The organism is Heliobacterium chlorum (assembly GCF_014502795.1).
Taxonomy (GTDB): Bacteria; Bacillota; Desulfitobacteriia; order Heliobacteriales; family Heliobacteriaceae; genus Heliobacterium; species Heliobacterium chlorum.
In genome coordinates this window covers 42234-58281 of the sequence record NZ_JACVHF010000007.1, presented here as the reverse complement: position 1 = coordinate 58281, position 16048 = coordinate 42234, and the positions used below count along the sequence as shown (strand labels likewise).

Here is a 16048-nt window from a genome sequence, read left to right as displayed (position 1 = left end):
AAGGAAATCATGGAAGAAAATATTGAGATGCGTGGGATTCCTCAAGCCGAATTGCAATCTGCCTTGCTGGAACTGGGCGCTACCAAAATACTCCCCAGGATGTTTCAAGGCGATCGGTGGGAGGTATCTTTGTCCGAGGAAACCTTTGTTACGCTCGGTGTGATTCGGTTGCCTGTGACTCAATTGAAGTTTCGAGGAGAGGCCGAAACACTGAAAGCGGTGCTTAAAACGTTTCGGCTGAAAACTCTTCGGGGAGGAGGATAAAAAAGCCGCGACGATGATGCGATCAATATCGTCGCTTCATCGTCGCGGCTGTCTTTATGAGGGCATTCGCTTAATGCTAGAGCAATTCCCGGACTTTTGCCATATCTGTCGTCGGCGGCTGACAGGCGAAATTTTCACAGACGTAGAAGGTCGGCTCGCCTCCGCTGGCCGTCATCTCCCGCACAAAAGGAGCAACCGAAGCGAGCTCCTCATATTCTTTGCCGGCCAGACGGTAAAGAAAGACTGTTTCCGGGGTAAAGACACGGTATAGCGGTTCTAATTCGTGACGGAAGTGCTCCCGGGGACGTTCGGCTACGACGACCACTTCTTTGCCCGGTTGACGGGCGAAAAGCAAGGCCATCAAGGCGAAGGTATACCCGGCAGGCATGGCGCTGATATTTCCAGAAAAGGCTTGCAACAGTTTCTCAGCCTGGTCCGTAAAATCTTCCCTGCCGGTCAGGCGAGCCAGCCTCAGCAGGTTAAGGGCGGAGACGGAGTTGCCGGAAGGGGTAGCCCCGTCGTAGATCTCTTTCGGACGGGTAAGCAGTTCTTCAGCGTCGCTGCCGTAGAAGAAATAACCCCCCTCTTCGGAATCCCAAAATAAGAGGTTTTGCTGCTCTTGTAGTTCCAAGGCCTGCTGGAGCCAGCGGGGGCTGGTGTCGGCTTGATAGAGTTCGATCAATGCCCAGATCATGAAAGCGTAGTCGTCGATGTATCCGAGATAAGCCGCTTCACCGTCACGATAACGAGCCAGCAGTCGTCCATTTTCGTTGCGAAGCCGCATCCAGATGAAGTCTGCCGCTTTCACAGCGGCCTCTAAGTAGGACAGGTCATGGAGGACGCGGTAGCCCATCGCGAAAGCGGCGATCATGAGCCCATTCCACGATGTGAGGATCTTGTCGTCTTTGTAGGGGTGGACTCGTTTCTCCCGGACTACAAACAACTGTTGCTGCAAATCGGACAAGACCCTTTCCCACGTATCCGGTTCCATCGGTGCCGTATAAGGACGCTGCTCGGCATCGATGCGGTGGAGGATGTTCTTTCCTTCAAAGTTGCCTTTATCGGTCACATCATACCACTGGCAGAGTAGATTGCCCTGCTGCTCACCGAGAACCTGCGTGATCTCCTGAGGTGTCCAGACATAAAACTTGCCTTCTTCGCCTTCGGAGTCGGCGTCTTCGGCAGAATAGAAGGCCCCTTCCCGAGAGGTCATGTCCCGGAGAATGTAGGAGAAGATCTCCCGGGCCGTTTCGGCGTACTCGTCCCTTTCCGTAATCTGATAGGCTTCCAAATAGGCCATGGCGAGCAATGCGTTATCATAGAGCATCTTTTCAAAGTGGGGAACGAGCCACTTTTCATCGGTGGAGTAACGGGAAAAGCCGTAACCTAAATGATCGTAGATCCCGCCAGCCCGCATGCTACTTAGGGTCTTCTCGACCATGGCAAGGGCCTTATCTTCCTTGGCATACTTCCAATACCGCATCAAAAAGGTCAGGTTATGGGGAGTGGGGAACTTAGGAACGTGACCAAAGCCGCCGTACCGGTCGTCAAAGTTTTTGGAGAGATACTCATAGCCGTTTACCAGCGCCTCTTCGTCTAAAGTGCCTATTTTCCGGTTTCGAACTTCCTCTTGGAGCATGTTGGTTACACGGTTTCCCGCTTCCACCAACTGCCCTCGGTCCTCTTTCCACTTTTCGACGAGCGCTTCCAGGACATCGAGTAAGCCCGGCATACCGCGACGGCTGCGTTTCGGAAAATAAGTCCCGGCGAAGAAGGGCCGCTTGTCCGGAGTCATGATGATCGTCAAGGGCCATCCGCCGTGCCCCGTGATCGCCTGGCAAACGGTCATGTAGATATGGTCCACATCGGGTCGCTCTTCCCGGTCGACTTTTACGGAGATGAAATGCTCGTTCAGGTAATTAGCGACTTCTGTATCTTCGAAGGACTCTCGCTCCATCACATGACACCAGTGGCAGGTAGAGTACCCCAGAGATAAAAATACAGGCTTGTCTTCTTGACGGGCTTTCTGGAAGGCTTCATCTCCCCAGGGATACCAGTCGACGGGGTTGTAAGCGTGTTGGAGGAGGTAGGGGCTTTTTTCGTTCTGAAGACGGTTGGGTTTACGGTCGGTTCCAATGACAGCCATAGGCCTAACCTCCATAGTTCATTACGTTATAAACGTAGTATTCGCAATAAACGTTCGCCCGTTAGATTTAGGCAAGCGTACAAACTGTATCTTTTTGCTCTATTAATGATGCTTATGACCGCAGGAGACAAGCTCATCTTCTTGGACTTTATCGAGTGTATTCTGCACGAATTGTTGCACAGCCTCCTCAAAACTTGCCGGACTCGTTTTAAATATTTCCATTCCCTTCTGTTTGAGGGTTTTATAGACCCCGCCACCGATACGCACGACGATGACCGCATCAACCTGTTTCGACGAAAACCACAGAGGGAATTCCTCGTGTCTGTTTTGCATAGTCGGAGTCGGGAGGATTTCTTGATTCACGATTTTTCCATCTTCCAACCGAATAAAAGCAAACGACTTGCTATGACCGAAATGGTCGCACACCTGATCGCCTTCCACAGGTATAGCTAGAATCGACATAGATTTACCGAGCCTCCTTCACTTTTTGCAGCAGAATTGACCAGATTGAACCAAAACAGATCGGCCTTGCCTATTAGGTCCCGCAAAAGGTTCGATAAGGGATAGCCGCTGGTTCCGGCGGGGTGGCGTATTCTTGGCTGTTCAGGTAAGAGAGTGTAGGGGTTGGAGAGAACATTAACCAGGCGATCCATCACGCAGTAATTTTCTTCTTTCACGGCGGCCTCCAATGCCTCTTCTACCCGGTGGTTCCGCGGAATTACAGCAGGGTTGCTCTTTTGCATCAACTGATGAGAAGATGCTCTCGATTCTTGCTGCCTGCCGAGTCTCGCCCGCCACAGCTCATGCCACTGCGCAAATTCTGGGGTTCCGAAGAGAACGGTATCCTCCGGCTTATCCAAAGTTAAAGCTCGGAAAGTATGGGTATAGTCGGCCCGATACTTTTGCATTATCGAAAGCAGGCTTTCGAAAAGGGATTCATCTTGAGTTTCTGCAGAAAACATTCCCAGTTTTGCTCTCATGCCCGCAAGCCAATGATCACGATACTGCTTGGCAAAATCTGTGACTGCATCCTGGGCCATTTTGACAGCCTTCTTCGGGTCCGCATGCAACAGCGGTAAAAGGGTTTCGGCAAAACGAGCAAGATTCCACCCGGCGATAGATGGCTGGTTACCGTAGGCATACCGGCCATGGACGTCAATAGAACTGAAAACGGTTGCCGGGTCGTACGTATCCATAAAGGCGCAAGGGCCATAATCAATCGTTTCGCCACTGATGGTCATATTGTCCGTGTTCATCACCCCATGGATGAAACCGACCAATTGCCATTTGGCGATTAGCACCGCCTGACGACGAATCACTCCCTGAAGCAATGCAAGGTAGCGGTTCTCATCGGTCTCGATGTCGGGAAAATGGCGATCGAGGGCATAATCCGCCAAGACCCGGAGATCGTCGACGGTACCCCAATGGGAAACGTACTGAAAAGTACCAACGCGCAAATGACTAGCCGCCACGCGAGTGAGAACGGCACCCGGTAGTTTGGTTTCACGGAGGACTGTCACGCCCGTTGTCACGACGGCGAGGCTGCGGGTGGTCGCAATACCGAGCGCATGCATCGCTTCACTGATGATGTACTCACGCAGCATCGGTCCGAGAGTTGCGCGACCATCACCTCGCCGAGAATAGGGGGTTACGCCTGAACCCTTGAGTTGAAGATCAACGCGCTTGCCGAGGGGAGTGATCTGCTCACCCAGCAGTATTGCCCGCCCGTCCCCTAACATCGTAAAATGTCCGAATTGATGGCCTGCATAAGCTTGAGCGAGAGGCAGAGCCTCTTCGGGAACCCGGTTGCCAGCAAAGACTGCTACCCCATCTTCGCTTTGCAGTGCCTCGGCAGGTAAACCTAGTTCAGCTGCCAGGGGAGCATTGAGTATGACTAACGTCGGTGATCGTACAGGAGTAGGGCTAATCATGGAAAAAAATGATTCTGGCAAGCGGGAATAGCTATTGTCGAAGTTCCATCCGGTTCCGAGTATAGACTTCCCTTTTGTCATCTTATCTCCTTATGCTGAGACCGATAATGATCTGATTCGTACACTCCGTTGGATCTGAAATATTTTGCATTGATTTGCATTTGATGACACTGTTGCTTTTTCGTTTTTAATCGTAGTATACGCAATAAACGTTTCGCCATAAAAATAGGGCAGCACTTTTCAATTCCTTTATTTGGGGCTAGGCGGAACCATTTTACCCAGTTCAATGAAGTTACTTTTCCTATCGTCATGCTGAAGTTTTAACATCGTAGTACTCTTCAAAAGGGATAAAAGCCATTAAAAAAGGGCCTAGTACAGTTTCGTGTGTAGGCCCTTCTTTTTATGTTTGAGATTGAAATTTTTGTTGCAATTTGTCGAAATTCCGGAAGGAAAAAGACGAGTCATCGCGAATTTACCTCTATGAAAACGTTACCACACGGGAGGGACCGGCTTTGGCCACGATCAAAGATGTCGCCAAGTTGGCAGGAGTTTCTGTATCGACAGTCTCCCGGGTGCTCAACGGAAGCGGTTATGTCGATAAGACAACAGAAGAACGGGTGCTCTCATCGATCCGTTCTCTGAACTATCAGCCAAATCGCATCGCTCGCAGCCTCGTGACACGGAAGACAAAAACCATCGGACTGATCCTTCCCGATATTACGAACCCCTTTTTCCCGGAAGTCGTACGCGGAGCAGAAGATGAGGCCCACAAACGTGGATATAATATCATCCTTTGTAATTCGGACTGGGACGAAGAAAAAGAACAAGTCTACCTGTCGGTGCTGCAGCAGCAGTGCGTCGATGGAGTGATTCTGGTAGGAACAAAACTGAGTGAATCCTATCTAGTTTCCATAGCTGCTACTTTTCCGCCGATTGTTGTGATTGATCGAACCATTGCGTTAGACATGCATTCGATCAGTTCAAACAACATCCAGGGCGCTTATGCTGCGACAGGCCATCTCCTAGCTCAAGGTTGCCGTATCATCGGCCATATTTCCGGCCCAGAGCAATCTGTTTCGGCTCGCCAGCGGATGCAAGGTTACCGACAGGCTTTAGATGAAGCAGGGATTCCTTTTTTGCCGGAACTGGTGGTGGGCGGAGATTACCGTATGACCACGGGAAAGGCGGCTGCTGCAGAATTACTGCGCAGAAGCCCCCAGTTAGAAGGAATTTTTTGTGCCAATGATTTGATGGCTATCGGTGCTTTGGAACAGCTTCGGGAAGCTTCCTTCAGAGTACCTCGTGATGTCGCTGTCGTCGGCTATGACGGAATCGCGATGAGTCGGTATGTCTACCCGCCCTTGACCACCGTCGTACAACCTACATACCGGATGGGGGAAAGGGCCATTCAGCTTCTTTTCGATTCGATTGAGCGGAATCAGCCCGAATTCCAGCATATTGAATTGGAACCCCTTTTGGAAATCCGAAAATCCTCGACCAGGAGGGCATGCGATGAAAACGCCTCACGTTCTCGTCATCGGTAGCATCAATACGGACTTGGTTTGCTATTCCGAGCGGATTCCCCATGTAGGGGAGACAGTCATGGGAAGTCGATTTACCACCGTTCCAGGAGGCAAAGGCGCCAACCAGGCCATGGCGGCGTCGCGACTTGGGGCGCAAGTGAGCTTTATCGGGGCTGTCGGCAAGGATAGCTACGGCAGGGAAATGCTTCAGTATTTCCAAAACAACCATTTACAGACGACCTACATAAAAGAAGTCAATGATTCAACCGGCGTCGCACTGATTAATGTGGACGGTGCAGGCAACAACCAGATCGTCGTCGTCCCAGGCGCAAACTACAAGCTTGACCCGGCTGACTTGGAGGCTTCTCAGGAAGCCTTCGCCGGGTGTGACGTCGTCGTGCTCCAACTGGAAGTGCCGCTGGAGACCGTAGGAAAAGCCATTGAATTGGCAAAGCGCTTTGGAAAACCGGTGATTCTCAATCCGGCACCAGCCCAGTCTATTCCGGATGAATGGCTGTCCCAGATCGATTACCTGGTCCCGAACGAGCACGAAGCCCTTTTGCTCGGCGGTGAGCCCGAAGATTGCTTTGAAAAGCTCTATCATAAGATCAACGGAACATTGATCGTCACGCTGGGGGATAAAGGGCTCCTCTTTATCGACAAAGAAGGTTCCCGTTCGCTGCCCGCCTTCGAGGTAAAGCCCGTCGATACCACAGCTGCCGGTGACGCATTTGTCGGCGGATTTAGCGTTGCCCTTGCCGAGGGGAGACCGATTTCGGAAGCGTTACGTTTCGCCAGCGCGACAGCGGCCCTATCTGTCACCCGTTCAGGCGCGCAAACGTCACTGCCCCAGCGAAATGAAGTACTTGAATTTTTGGAGGAACATTCATGAAAAAGCAAGGTGTGTTGCACCGAGAACTGGCTGCAATGATCGCAAGCTTAGGTCATGGCGATTTGCTCATCATAGCCGATAGCGGACTGCCGGTGCCTCCCGGTGTCGCTTGTATCGATTTGGCCGTGTCAGAAGGTGTGCCTCCCTTCTTGCCCGTTCTGGATGCCATCCTTTCTGAAATGGTGGTGGAAAGAGCCATCGTTGCAGAAGAACTGCAAGGAAATCACCAGTTCGTCGAGCAAATAACGGAACGACTGGCGCCGGTGGAGATTCAAGCCGTATCCCATGAACAATTGAAAGTTCGCAGTCGTCAAGCTCGAGCCATCGTTCGGACAGGGGAATGGACCCCCTACGCCAACATCCTCTTGTATGCCGGCGTGGCTTTTTAGCACCGACCGTCCAAAGGAGGAAAACGTCATGCCGGTAGTGGAGATGCAAGGGATATGCAAGGAATTTCCCGGTGCGAAAGTTTTGAAGAAAGTCAATTTTCAGGTTGGAGAAAGGGAAATTCACGCCCTTTTAGGAGAAAACGGCGCCGGAAAATCGACCCTGATGAAAATCTTGACCGGCATATACAGCAGGGACAGCGGAGAGATCATCTATCAAGGTCAGCCCGTGTCCATCGATGGCCCTAGAAAAGCGGAAGAACTGGGAATCGTCATGATCCACCAAGAGTTTAACCTCGTTCCTCAATTGAGCGTTGCGGAAAACATTTTTTTAGGAAACGAAGCGCCATTTACCCGTTTTGGACAGATCCGCTGGAAGTCTTTGCTGGAAGCAGCTACGGGCTATTTGAAACAGGTTGGGTTGAAAGTTGATCCGAAGACACCGGTCGAAGAATTAAGCGTCGGCGAAAAGCAACTGGTGGAAGTGGCCAAAGCCTTATCGAAAAAGGCAAAGCTGCTGATCATGGACGAACCGACGGCCGCTTTAACTGAGATTGAAAAAGAAAAGCTTTTCTCGATTATGAACAACTTAGTCGACCATGATGTCTCGATCATCTACATCTCACACCGCATGGAAGAGTTATTTCAGATCTGCCACCAAGTGACGGTGCTGAGGGATGGCGAATACATCGCTTCCCGTTCCATCGCCGAAACGAATATGGATGAACTCGTGGCCCTCATGGTTGGGCGCCAAGTAGAGGACCGCTTTCCAAAGGTCTCCGCAGCGTTAGGAGAGCAGATCCTGGCGGTAGACAATTTCTGCAACGAGAAGCTAGCCGATGTAAGCATTGAAGTCCGCGCCGGTGAAGTGGTGGGCATCGGGGGACTGATGGGAGCCGGGCGGACAGAACTGGCCCGGGCCATATTCGGCCTCGATCCGGTAAAAGGTCAAATCAAGCTCAACCTCGGCCAGAAGAACCTCCATCGGGGCAGATTCCGACACCCTCAGGAAGCGATCGGCCATGGAATCGCCTTAGTCTCGGAAGATCGAAAAGATGAAGGCCTTGTCCTCATGGGAAGCGTGCTCGAGAACCTGGCCCTGTCGACGCTGGAAAAGCGTTCCCGTTTCGGGATTATCAATCGGCGGCGAGAACGGCAGATGGTGGACAAGCATGTCCAGCGTCTGAAGATCAAAACGGCGTCCGTAACCCAGCCCGTAAGCAGTCTAAGCGGCGGCAACCAGCAGAAAGTGGTCTTCGGTAAATGGCTCGAAACAGAACCGGGTTTACTTATTCTCGACGAACCGACTCGCGGTGTCGACGTGGGGGCCAAGGTAGAAATATACCAACTCATCAATGAACTGGCTGGACGAGGTATCGGCATCTTGCTCATATCGTCAGATTTGCCTGAACTCATGGGCATGAGTGACCGTATCTACGTCATGTACGAAGGCAAAATCACCGGTCACTTCACGAGGGAAACGATCACCGAAGAGAACTTTATGCGCTGCGCGACAGGAGGGGTACGATGAAGAACCTGAAAATATGGATTCAGCGGTATAAAATTGGTCCTTTGATCGGCCTCATCTTGATTTGCATCGGTTTAACGCTCATGTCGGACCGCTTTTTCACCCCGTCAAACTTGATGAACGTAGCTCGCCAGGTTTCCATCAACACCTTATTGGCCGTAGGGATGACCTTTGTCATTCTCACAGGAGGAATTGACCTTTCTGTCGGATCGATCCTGGCTTTTTCCGGCGCACTGGCCGCAGGCGCACTAGCGGCGGGGATGAATCCCTTTGTCGTCGTGATCTATGCATGTGTCCTCGGTCTGCTGGCGGGTACGATCAATGGCCTCTTTATCGCTTATGGAGGAATAGCGCCCTTTATCGCTACTTTGGGTACGATGACCTTGTTCCGGGGAGCTACCCTGATTTATACGGAAGGCCGTCCGATTCGCGCCGTTGAGGAGACCTTTAGCAACTTAGGCGGCGGCTATGTAGGCCCCATTCCCACCCCGGTCATCATCATGGCTGCGGTAGTCATCTTAGCCTGGTTTATTCTAACCCGGATGACGATCGGCCGGCGTGTCTTTGCCATCGGGGGAAATGAAGATGCCGCCATCTTCAGCGGCATCAAAACAAACCTCTACAAAGTTCTGGTTTATGGAATCAGCGGGTTGCTGGCCGGACTCGCTGGCGCTATCTTGACATCGCGTCTCATGTCGGCGCAACCGACGGCAGGTACCGGCTATGAGTTGGACGCGATTGCGGCGGTTGTTTTGGGGGGGACAAGCCTCTCCGGGGGGGCAGGCGGCGTGCTTGGCACCCTGGTTGGTGCCCTGATCATCGGGGTACTCGACAACGGCTTGAATATATTAAATGTTTCTTCCTTTTATCAGCAAGCGGTGAAAGGCATCGTGATTTTGATCGCGGTACTACTAGACCGCCGAAAAGCGGCGAGGGGGTGAGGTGGACCGGTAACGGTACATAGGAGAGCAGGGGTACAGAGGACCCCCTATGGGGACCCAAAGATCTATTCCTATTCGAACAGTCTAGAACCTGCTCTGCAAAAGCCTTGACATCATCGTGAACAAGCTTGAGTATCCAAAAAACAAAATTAGCGGAGGGAATCAGGAATGAAACGTATCTGGAAATTAGCTGCCTTAGTGGCCATGGCCCTGTTCATGGTCAGCGTAGTCACTGGTTGCGGAAGTTCGCCGAAAGCAGAACAAAAACCGGCTGCCGACGCCGAAAAGAAACTGACCGTTGGTCTCGCCTTGTCCACATTGAACAACCCCTTTTTCGTCGACATGCGTGACGGCGCCCAAGCCTATGCCGACAAGATCGGAGCGAAGCTGGTTGTCGTAGACGCTCAAGACAACGCCTCGAAACAAGTCTCTCAGGTGGAAGACCTGATCCAGCAAAAAGTCGACATTATCTTGTTAAACCCCACAGACAGTGATGGTTTGGTCACGGCTGTCAAAGACGCCAACAAAGCCAACATTCCGGTTGTCACTCTTGACCGCAGTGTCAGCGATGGTACCGTTGTCTCTCATATCGCCTCTGATAACGTAGCCGGCGGCAAACTGGCCGGTGAATTCATCGCCAAAAAACTGAACAACAAAGGTAAAGCGGTAGAACTTGAAGGGATTGCCGGAACCTCTGCAGCTCGCGATCGCGGCCAAGGTTTCCATGCTGTCATCGACACCCAAAAAGATATCAAAGTTGTCGCCAAACAGCCGGCCGATTTTAACCGCTCCAAAGGGATGACCGTTATGGAAAACATCCTGCAGAGCCAGCCCGATGTCCAAGCTGTCTTCGCGCATAACGATGAAATGGCTCTCGGCGCTCTCCAAGCGCTGCAAGCTGCCAAAAAAGACGTGATCGTCGTTGGTTTTGACGGCGGCGCCGATGCGGTTAAAGCCGTTCAAGACGGAAAAATGGCCGCCACCGTGGCCCAACAGCCGAAACTCATCGGAGAGATCGGTGTGAAAACAGCCGAAAAAGTAGCGAAAAAAGAAAAAGTGGAAGCCAAAATTCCTGTTGACCTGAAACTGGTTACGAAAGAATAGGATCTCTGACAGGAATCTACACATATCGCTTAATATTATTTTTAGACCGTGAGCTATTGCGTTGCTCACGGTCCTTTTTTTCTCTAGGATACATTGGTTGTCACCGAATACGGGCGTGAAAGCAAAATATCTAGCCGGATTATCTTTGAGTCCAAAGAAAAGAACAATTTACCAATGATGAAAATGAACAGAAAAAATGTATTGGAAACCACCCATAAATCCGTTACTATTTTTGAGAGACGAAAAGTAGTTCTCCTTTAGTAGAGATAGAGAAAAAGATTAGTTTATGCAAAAAGGAGTCAATATAGTGGCAATCCCTCGAAAACGTCGGAAAAAATCGATGAAAGTCTTACTCATTGGCCTAGGCGTCTTAGTCGTCGGTCTTGGCCTGGCCCTAGGCTATCGCAACTTTGAAGGAGTGGCCGAATCACCGAATCCGTTGAGCGGAGAAGGCTGGCGCATCGGCGATGAAGTACCGCCGGAAGTGTTTGCGAAAGCAGAATCGTTAAGTGCCGGAAAAAAACTCGATATCGTACCCGGACAGACCATGTTCTTCAGCAATGTGCCGGAAATGGTTAAGGAACCGGGCATCATGACGCGAGTCGATAACTGTCTATCAAAAAGCGGCGACGTGCGGCTACTGTACTCCCACTTTAATCTACTCATCGACTACAGTGGGAAAAATATTCGAAATGTACCGGCCCAGATGGGCGTCGCCATCGTCAACCGCACCCAACGAGTTGTCGATGTCTACTATAAACGCTTGGCCAACGGGATCAGTCGAAAACTGGACGGAACACGCATCTATGAGGATGACCTGGCCCCCATGAAACCGGGAGAAACGATTCCCGTTTACTATGGAACCCAACTGGGTAACGTGGTTTTTGCCAACTACCTTAAGCAAAATCCCCAAGAACAGTTATGGAGCAGCCTTAAGCCCGGTGAGAAATCATGGATTTACGATAAAGTGGGGATCCATGGATGGGCGATTATGATGGGAGATTTTGTCTTCCGCGACCACGCCACGGGACAGTTGTTGACCCTGGACAATATCCGAGCAGGTGAAGCCATAGGCATCCGCAGTTTTGTCGCCCCCATCGGGGAGGATCTGGATGCTTTCTATCAGGCTAATGACAAACCGAACTCGATCCTTAATCAAGCTCCTGAAGAAGCCTTCCATATGCGGGGATTGATCACCGACGGAATCACCCGCCAGTTTACCTTATCCTACAACAGCCAAAAGGATGGCCTAAAAACGCTCACCTTCAACTCAGCCTTGGACGCTCAAGACGTCGATCCTTCCCTGCCGGGATTTGAGCCGGCGAAGTTTCAGAATGACCTGACGAGCGGGACCGATGAGTACGGCAGCAAAAATTCCAAAGGTCAAATTCAGCCGCTGCCGGTACAGAACAATGGTTCCTACGGGGCCATGTATGAAGTTACTCTTAATATTATGGGACCCACGGCGATCGCGATTCAAGGGAGTGCTCTCAACAGTCCTGGTCTCGCTTACGTTGACCTGTATAATCAATTTATCACGGCCGGACTCGATTTCGCCCCGGAGAATGTAAAAACGGTGCGTCTCGTCGATCCGAATTACTTCGATTACTACAGTCACCCGGAAAAGCTCCGTCCGCTGGGATATGGCAGCGTGTTCTATGTCTTACCGGAGAAAGGAAGACATTCGCACACATTACACATTGGACTCGCACCGAATTCCTATGCGCCTTTTAAGGTTGTTCTGATGCCCCTGAATAAATAGGTAATAATGCTTCTTTTTGCGAGGACGATCCATGAGTATTATCGTGGATCGCTTTTTTCTTTTGTACAAAAAAGTAAAATCCCTTAGGGAGATTAACCATGTTAAGCTGTTAAGCGCGCGAAATTTAAGATTTGACGATATAAGGGTTTGCTGCAATCCATGCCATATATAGGAAAGATAAAAGGGGGAGCTGTGAGGTATCCTAACGAGAGGATTGAAAGATTGGATATATAAGGGGAGGTCATCATGGGAGTTTTTGATGGATTCAGAGAAGATGAAAATCGAGAGTTAGAAAATACTACCGAAAGCGAGACGGCAGAACAAGGGACCCTGCATCTTCGAAAAGAGGAGCTCGATATCGCCAAAGACAGGGTTCCTGCGGGAGAAGTGAGACTGCGGAAAGAAGTCGTCGAAGAAAATAAAGTGGTCGAAGTACCGGTCGCCCATGAGGAAGTCTTTATCGAGCAGCGAGCCGTCAATGAACCGAGCGACTCACCCATCATGGGTAACGAAGAGATTATTCGCATACCCGTCACTGAAGAACAGGTGGAAGTCGGTAAACACACGGTCGTGACCGGGGAAGTTTCAGCTTATAAACGTGAAGTTGAAAATACCAGACAGATCGAAGAGACCCTTAAAAAGGAAGAGGCTCGCATAGAACGAGAAGGGGATGTCGACATCATCTCCGGCGAGACCGATCACCAACTCCATTAACGAATAATTCTTCAAAACAATGAAACGCCTCGCCAAACCGGAAGAGAGGTTGGCGAGGCGTTTATTTAGTGCAACTTTTTGTAAAAATACGGAGGATTATTGCCTATGAATGTAGAGGTCGGACAGAGAAAGACAAAATATTTGGTAAACGGTATAGTGGGAGGTGTCGTTACCGGAGCCTTAGTGGGGGGGATTTTAGCGATCTTTGGCGGTTCTGCGATCATCGGGATTTCCCTCATCACAGGAGGAATCCTAGGGGCTGTCATCGGGTTATATAAATATCGAACGATTGGTCACGAACATAGGTTGAATGGAACGAACACGAAAATGCAACTGCGCGAAGAACAATTGGATATTGTCAAACGACCGGTGCAAAGGGGAGAGGTAACCGTTCGGAAAGAGGTTGTGACAGAAAACAGAAATATTGTCGTGCCAGTTCTTCGGGAAGAGCTTGTCATCGAAAAGAAAGATCTCGACACATCCATGGATGAAGAGGAACGCCCGGAACCGGTACGGATACCCCTTCGGGAAGAGGCGATTGAAGTCGTCAAACATCCTAGGAAAGTTAATGAAGTGGAACTTATTAAAAGGCAAATACAGGAGAATAAATCGGTTAAAGAGACTCTAAAAAAAGAAATGCTTCACATAGAGAGCGGAAAAAAGGCAAGAGTGTCTAAAAAATGAACCTCTGACAGCACAGACCTTCAACAGTCACATCGGGGTATTGATAATGAAAAAGAGAAACAGCTTCCTTTATTGAGGGAGCTTTGTACCTTCAATTCTCCTCCCATCATTTGGACCAAGCGCTGAGATATTGCTAAACCTAATCCGGTGCCGCTATATCGTCGGGTCGTAGAGCTATCGACTTGAGTGAATCGATCAAAAATGATCCCCTGTTTTTCTTCAGCGATACCAACTCCAGTATCTACGACAGAGAACTGGATGACATCACTGTCATCTGCCCTATTTGGTTGGGGGACCCTTTCGACAATCAGCTTAATCCAGCCTTGTTCGGTAAACTTAACGGCATTTTCCATCAAGTTAAGTAAGACTTGGCGAAGCCGCAAGGGATCTCCTTTGACGATGACAGGCAAATCGGTGGATATTTCCCAGTGAAGTTCCAGCCCTTTTTTCTTCGCTTTGGGTGAGATATAACGGATCACCAGCTCAGCCAATTCACACAGGGTAAAAGGGACGGAGTCCAGAAGCATTTTTCCTGACTCGATTTTAGAGAAATCCAGAATATCGTTGAGGAGGGACAGCAAAGCCTGGGAGGAATCAAAGACGATTTTCGCATAACTCTGCTGGATCGGGTTTAACTCACTGCTGAGCAACAAATCGATCATGCCGAGAATCCCATTCATCGGGGTACGAAGCTCATGGCTCATAATCGTCAGAAATTCACTCTTAGCGCGGTTCGCCTGTTCTGCAAGCTCCTTTGCTCTTTCAAGCTCTTCAGAGGCTTTCTGGATCTCCGTAATGTCTGTAATGACGCCGATCAACCCGTCGAGGCAGCCCTCGCAGTTATTTAACGGGGTAATTATATAATCAAAAATAAATCCGCCGATATTTACAATGCCCCGTACGTCGTTGCCTTCCAGGGCAGTTTTTATTTTTTCCAAAAAATCGAGACGGTCTTGGTAGATTTCGAAAACAGAAGACCCTACATATTGACCGGGCTGAAGGCCGATCTTCTGCAAGCCGCGGCCTTCGAAAAGTTGAAAGATGCCCAGTTTGTCGAGCTGAAAAATAACCGCATCTAAATTGGTGACAACTGTTCGAAAGCGTTCTTCCCCTGCGGTGACGGCAGCTTGGTACTGAACAGTTTCGGTAATGTCCTCGGCAATACCAGCGGTTCGAACTTCCTTACCATCTTCACAGTTAACTGGAAATGAACGAGACCAGAGGTAGCGGATGGTCCCGTCGGGTCGTATAATTCGGTACTTAATATTCATAAGTCCATTACCGAAATGTCGCACCGCCTCCATAACATGGGGAAGATCGTCAGGATGAACAAAACTCAGAAAGCCGTTAGGGTTTTCGTAGAGCCACTGGCGGCTCACTCCAAAAATCCTTTCAAAGGCGGGACTGATATAGAGAGTTTTCTCACGACTCCGCAACCAAAAGACCTGTACCAGGTTTTCCGCCAATTGGCGGAAGTTGTTTTCACTCTCTCTGATTCGCTTCTCCGACCGTTTTGTTTCGCTAATATCCCGCAGTTCCAAGAGGGCTGAACTCTCGGACAGAGGTATCAGACGGACTTCGTAAATACGATCGCCAATATGCGCTTGCGAAGAAGGTTGGGAAGAAGGTAAGGCAATTGGGTATTCGAGCCGTTGCAGATTTTTCGTACGGAAAGCCTCAGCCAGGGACTGCCGCAGGGATATGCATAGATTTACAGGAAGAAGGGACTCCAATGGTTCACCGAAACAGTCGGGCGGTTTCGATGAACTCCCCGCGGAATCGGTAATGCAGTCCAAAATCATCCCGTCTTTATCGATTTTAAATATTAATTCGGACAGACCGCTGAAAAGGCATTTACATTCGCTCATGGCCGCACTCCGCCCATATGAACTATACTCATCAGTTATCTTTACAATACACCCATAGATTGGAGATGTCGACAAGATAGTTTGATTTTAGCCTTTCCTTATATTTTAACAATTTCTCACAAAAGAGCAAAGATTAGTTTAATAGCTATGGACAGAAGAAATGGTGATAAGATCATTGACATCAGCTACGATTTCTGGTTATATAAGGTTATAAAAAGTGATACAGCGATACAGTGAGACAAAGGAGTTTCTTAAGCTAGGCTCATTTTGACCTATGCTTAGGAAACTCCTTTGTTTTTCCTGGC

At 49.8% G+C, this 16048-nt stretch carries 13 protein-coding genes and 1 pseudogene; 10 read left to right on the top strand and 4 right to left on the bottom strand.

The genetic code is table 11. The features are described from left to right. Positions 1–9: 9 nt before the first annotated feature. Complete coding sequence (locus H1S01_RS08890) at positions 10–264, top strand: MoaD-like domain-containing protein (protein ID WP_188039789.1); 255 nt, start codon at positions 10–12, stop codon at positions 262–264. Positions 265–340: 76 nt separating this feature from the next. Here H1S01_RS08890 and H1S01_RS08885 read toward each other — a convergent pair whose 3' ends face one another. The 3 genes and pseudogenes from H1S01_RS08885 to H1S01_RS08875 all read right to left on the bottom strand — a co-directional run bounded on the left by H1S01_RS08885 (position 341) and on the right by H1S01_RS08875 (position 4422). After that, positions 341–2410 (bottom strand): thioredoxin domain-containing protein, encoded by a 2070-nt coding sequence (locus H1S01_RS08885; RefSeq protein WP_188039788.1) that lies wholly within the window; start codon positions 2408–2410, stop codon positions 341–343. Between the two features lie 102 nt (positions 2411–2512). Then, positions 2513–2872 (bottom strand): NifB/NifX family molybdenum-iron cluster-binding protein, encoded by a 360-nt coding sequence (locus H1S01_RS08880; RefSeq protein WP_188039787.1) that lies wholly within the window; start codon positions 2870–2872, stop codon positions 2513–2515. Between the two features lie 73 nt (positions 2873–2945). Further along, positions 2946–4422, bottom strand: a pseudogene (locus H1S01_RS08875) (protein adenylyltransferase SelO). A 431-nt stretch (positions 4423–4853) separates the two neighbouring features. Between H1S01_RS08875 and H1S01_RS08870 the strand changes: the two are divergent. From H1S01_RS08870 to H1S01_RS08830, 9 genes are all read left to right on the top strand, one after another. Further along, the gene (locus tag H1S01_RS08870; RefSeq protein ID WP_188039786.1) at positions 4854–5885 is read left to right on the top strand and encodes a LacI family DNA-binding transcriptional regulator; all 1032 of its coding nucleotides are present in this window, start codon (positions 4854–4856) and stop codon (positions 5883–5885) included. Then, a complete protein-coding gene (rbsK, locus tag H1S01_RS08865; RefSeq protein WP_188039785.1) occupies positions 5854–6756 on the top strand; it encodes a ribokinase in 903 nt (300 codons plus the stop codon). Before H1S01_RS08870 ends, rbsK begins: the two co-directional genes overlap by 32 nt. Next, positions 6753–7145, top strand: coding sequence for a D-ribose pyranase (gene rbsD / locus H1S01_RS08860; protein WP_188039783.1), 393 nt, complete (start codon positions 6753–6755; stop codon positions 7143–7145). Before rbsK ends, rbsD begins: the two co-directional genes overlap by 4 nt. Before the next feature lie 28 nt (positions 7146–7173). Next, on the top strand, positions 7174–8673 hold the full coding sequence (locus H1S01_RS08855; protein WP_188039781.1) for a sugar ABC transporter ATP-binding protein: 1500 nt from the start codon (positions 7174–7176) through the stop codon (positions 8671–8673). Then, positions 8670–9611: an ABC transporter permease gene (locus H1S01_RS08850; protein WP_188039779.1), complete on the top strand. Its 942-nt coding sequence runs from the start codon at positions 8670–8672 to the stop codon at positions 9609–9611. The genes H1S01_RS08855 and H1S01_RS08850 overlap by 4 nt, the downstream gene beginning before the upstream one ends. A gap of 168 nt (positions 9612–9779) precedes the next feature. Next, positions 9780–10715, top strand: coding sequence for a ribose ABC transporter substrate-binding protein RbsB (gene rbsB / locus H1S01_RS08845; protein WP_188039777.1), 936 nt, complete (start codon positions 9780–9782; stop codon positions 10713–10715). Between the two features lie 307 nt (positions 10716–11022). Next, positions 11023–12477: a hypothetical protein gene (locus H1S01_RS08840; RefSeq protein ID WP_188039775.1), complete on the top strand. Its 1455-nt coding sequence runs from the start codon at positions 11023–11025 to the stop codon at positions 12475–12477. A gap of 243 nt (positions 12478–12720) precedes the next feature. Next, positions 12721–13191: a YsnF/AvaK domain-containing protein gene (locus H1S01_RS08835; RefSeq protein WP_423751920.1), complete on the top strand. Its 471-nt coding sequence runs from the start codon at positions 12721–12723 to the stop codon at positions 13189–13191. Between the two features lie 105 nt (positions 13192–13296). After that, entirely contained in the window at positions 13297–13875 is a 579-nt protein-coding gene (locus H1S01_RS08830) for a YsnF/AvaK domain-containing protein (protein ID WP_188039771.1), read from the top strand. A 20-nt stretch (positions 13876–13895) separates the two neighbouring features. Here the strand turns inward: H1S01_RS08830 and H1S01_RS08825 are convergent, their stop codons facing one another. After that, positions 13896–15743: an ATP-binding protein gene (locus tag H1S01_RS08825; protein ID WP_188039769.1), complete on the bottom strand. Its 1848-nt coding sequence runs from the start codon at positions 15741–15743 to the stop codon at positions 13896–13898. Positions 15744–16048 lie beyond the last annotated feature (305 nt).

Bases quoted from the DNA above. Each gene is read 5' to 3' on its own strand.
- H1S01_RS08890 (WP_188039789.1), top strand. From the start codon at position 10: ATGGAAGAAAATATTGAGATGCGTGGGATTCCTCAAGCCGAATTGCAA.
- H1S01_RS08885 (WP_188039788.1), bottom strand. From the start codon at position 2,410: ATGGCTGTCATTGGAACCGACCGTAAACCCAACCGTCTTCAGAACGAA.
- H1S01_RS08880 (WP_188039787.1), bottom strand. From the start codon at position 2,872: ATGTCGATTCTAGCTATACCTGTGGAAGGCGATCAGGTGTGCGACCAT.
- rbsK (WP_188039785.1), top strand. From the start codon at position 5,854: ATGAAAACGCCTCACGTTCTCGTCATCGGTAGCATCAATACGGACTTG.
- rbsD (WP_188039783.1), top strand. From the start codon at position 6,753: ATGAAAAAGCAAGGTGTGTTGCACCGAGAACTGGCTGCAATGATCGCA.
- H1S01_RS08855 (WP_188039781.1), top strand. From the start codon at position 7,174: ATGCCGGTAGTGGAGATGCAAGGGATATGCAAGGAATTTCCCGGTGCG.
- H1S01_RS08850 (WP_188039779.1), top strand. From the start codon at position 8,670: ATGAAGAACCTGAAAATATGGATTCAGCGGTATAAAATTGGTCCTTTG.
- rbsB (WP_188039777.1), top strand. From the start codon at position 9,780: ATGAAACGTATCTGGAAATTAGCTGCCTTAGTGGCCATGGCCCTGTTC.
- H1S01_RS08830 (WP_188039771.1), top strand. From the start codon at position 13,297: ATGAATGTAGAGGTCGGACAGAGAAAGACAAAATATTTGGTAAACGGT.
- H1S01_RS08825 (WP_188039769.1), bottom strand. From the start codon at position 15,743: ATGAGCGAATGTAAATGCCTTTTCAGCGGTCTGTCCGAATTAATATTT.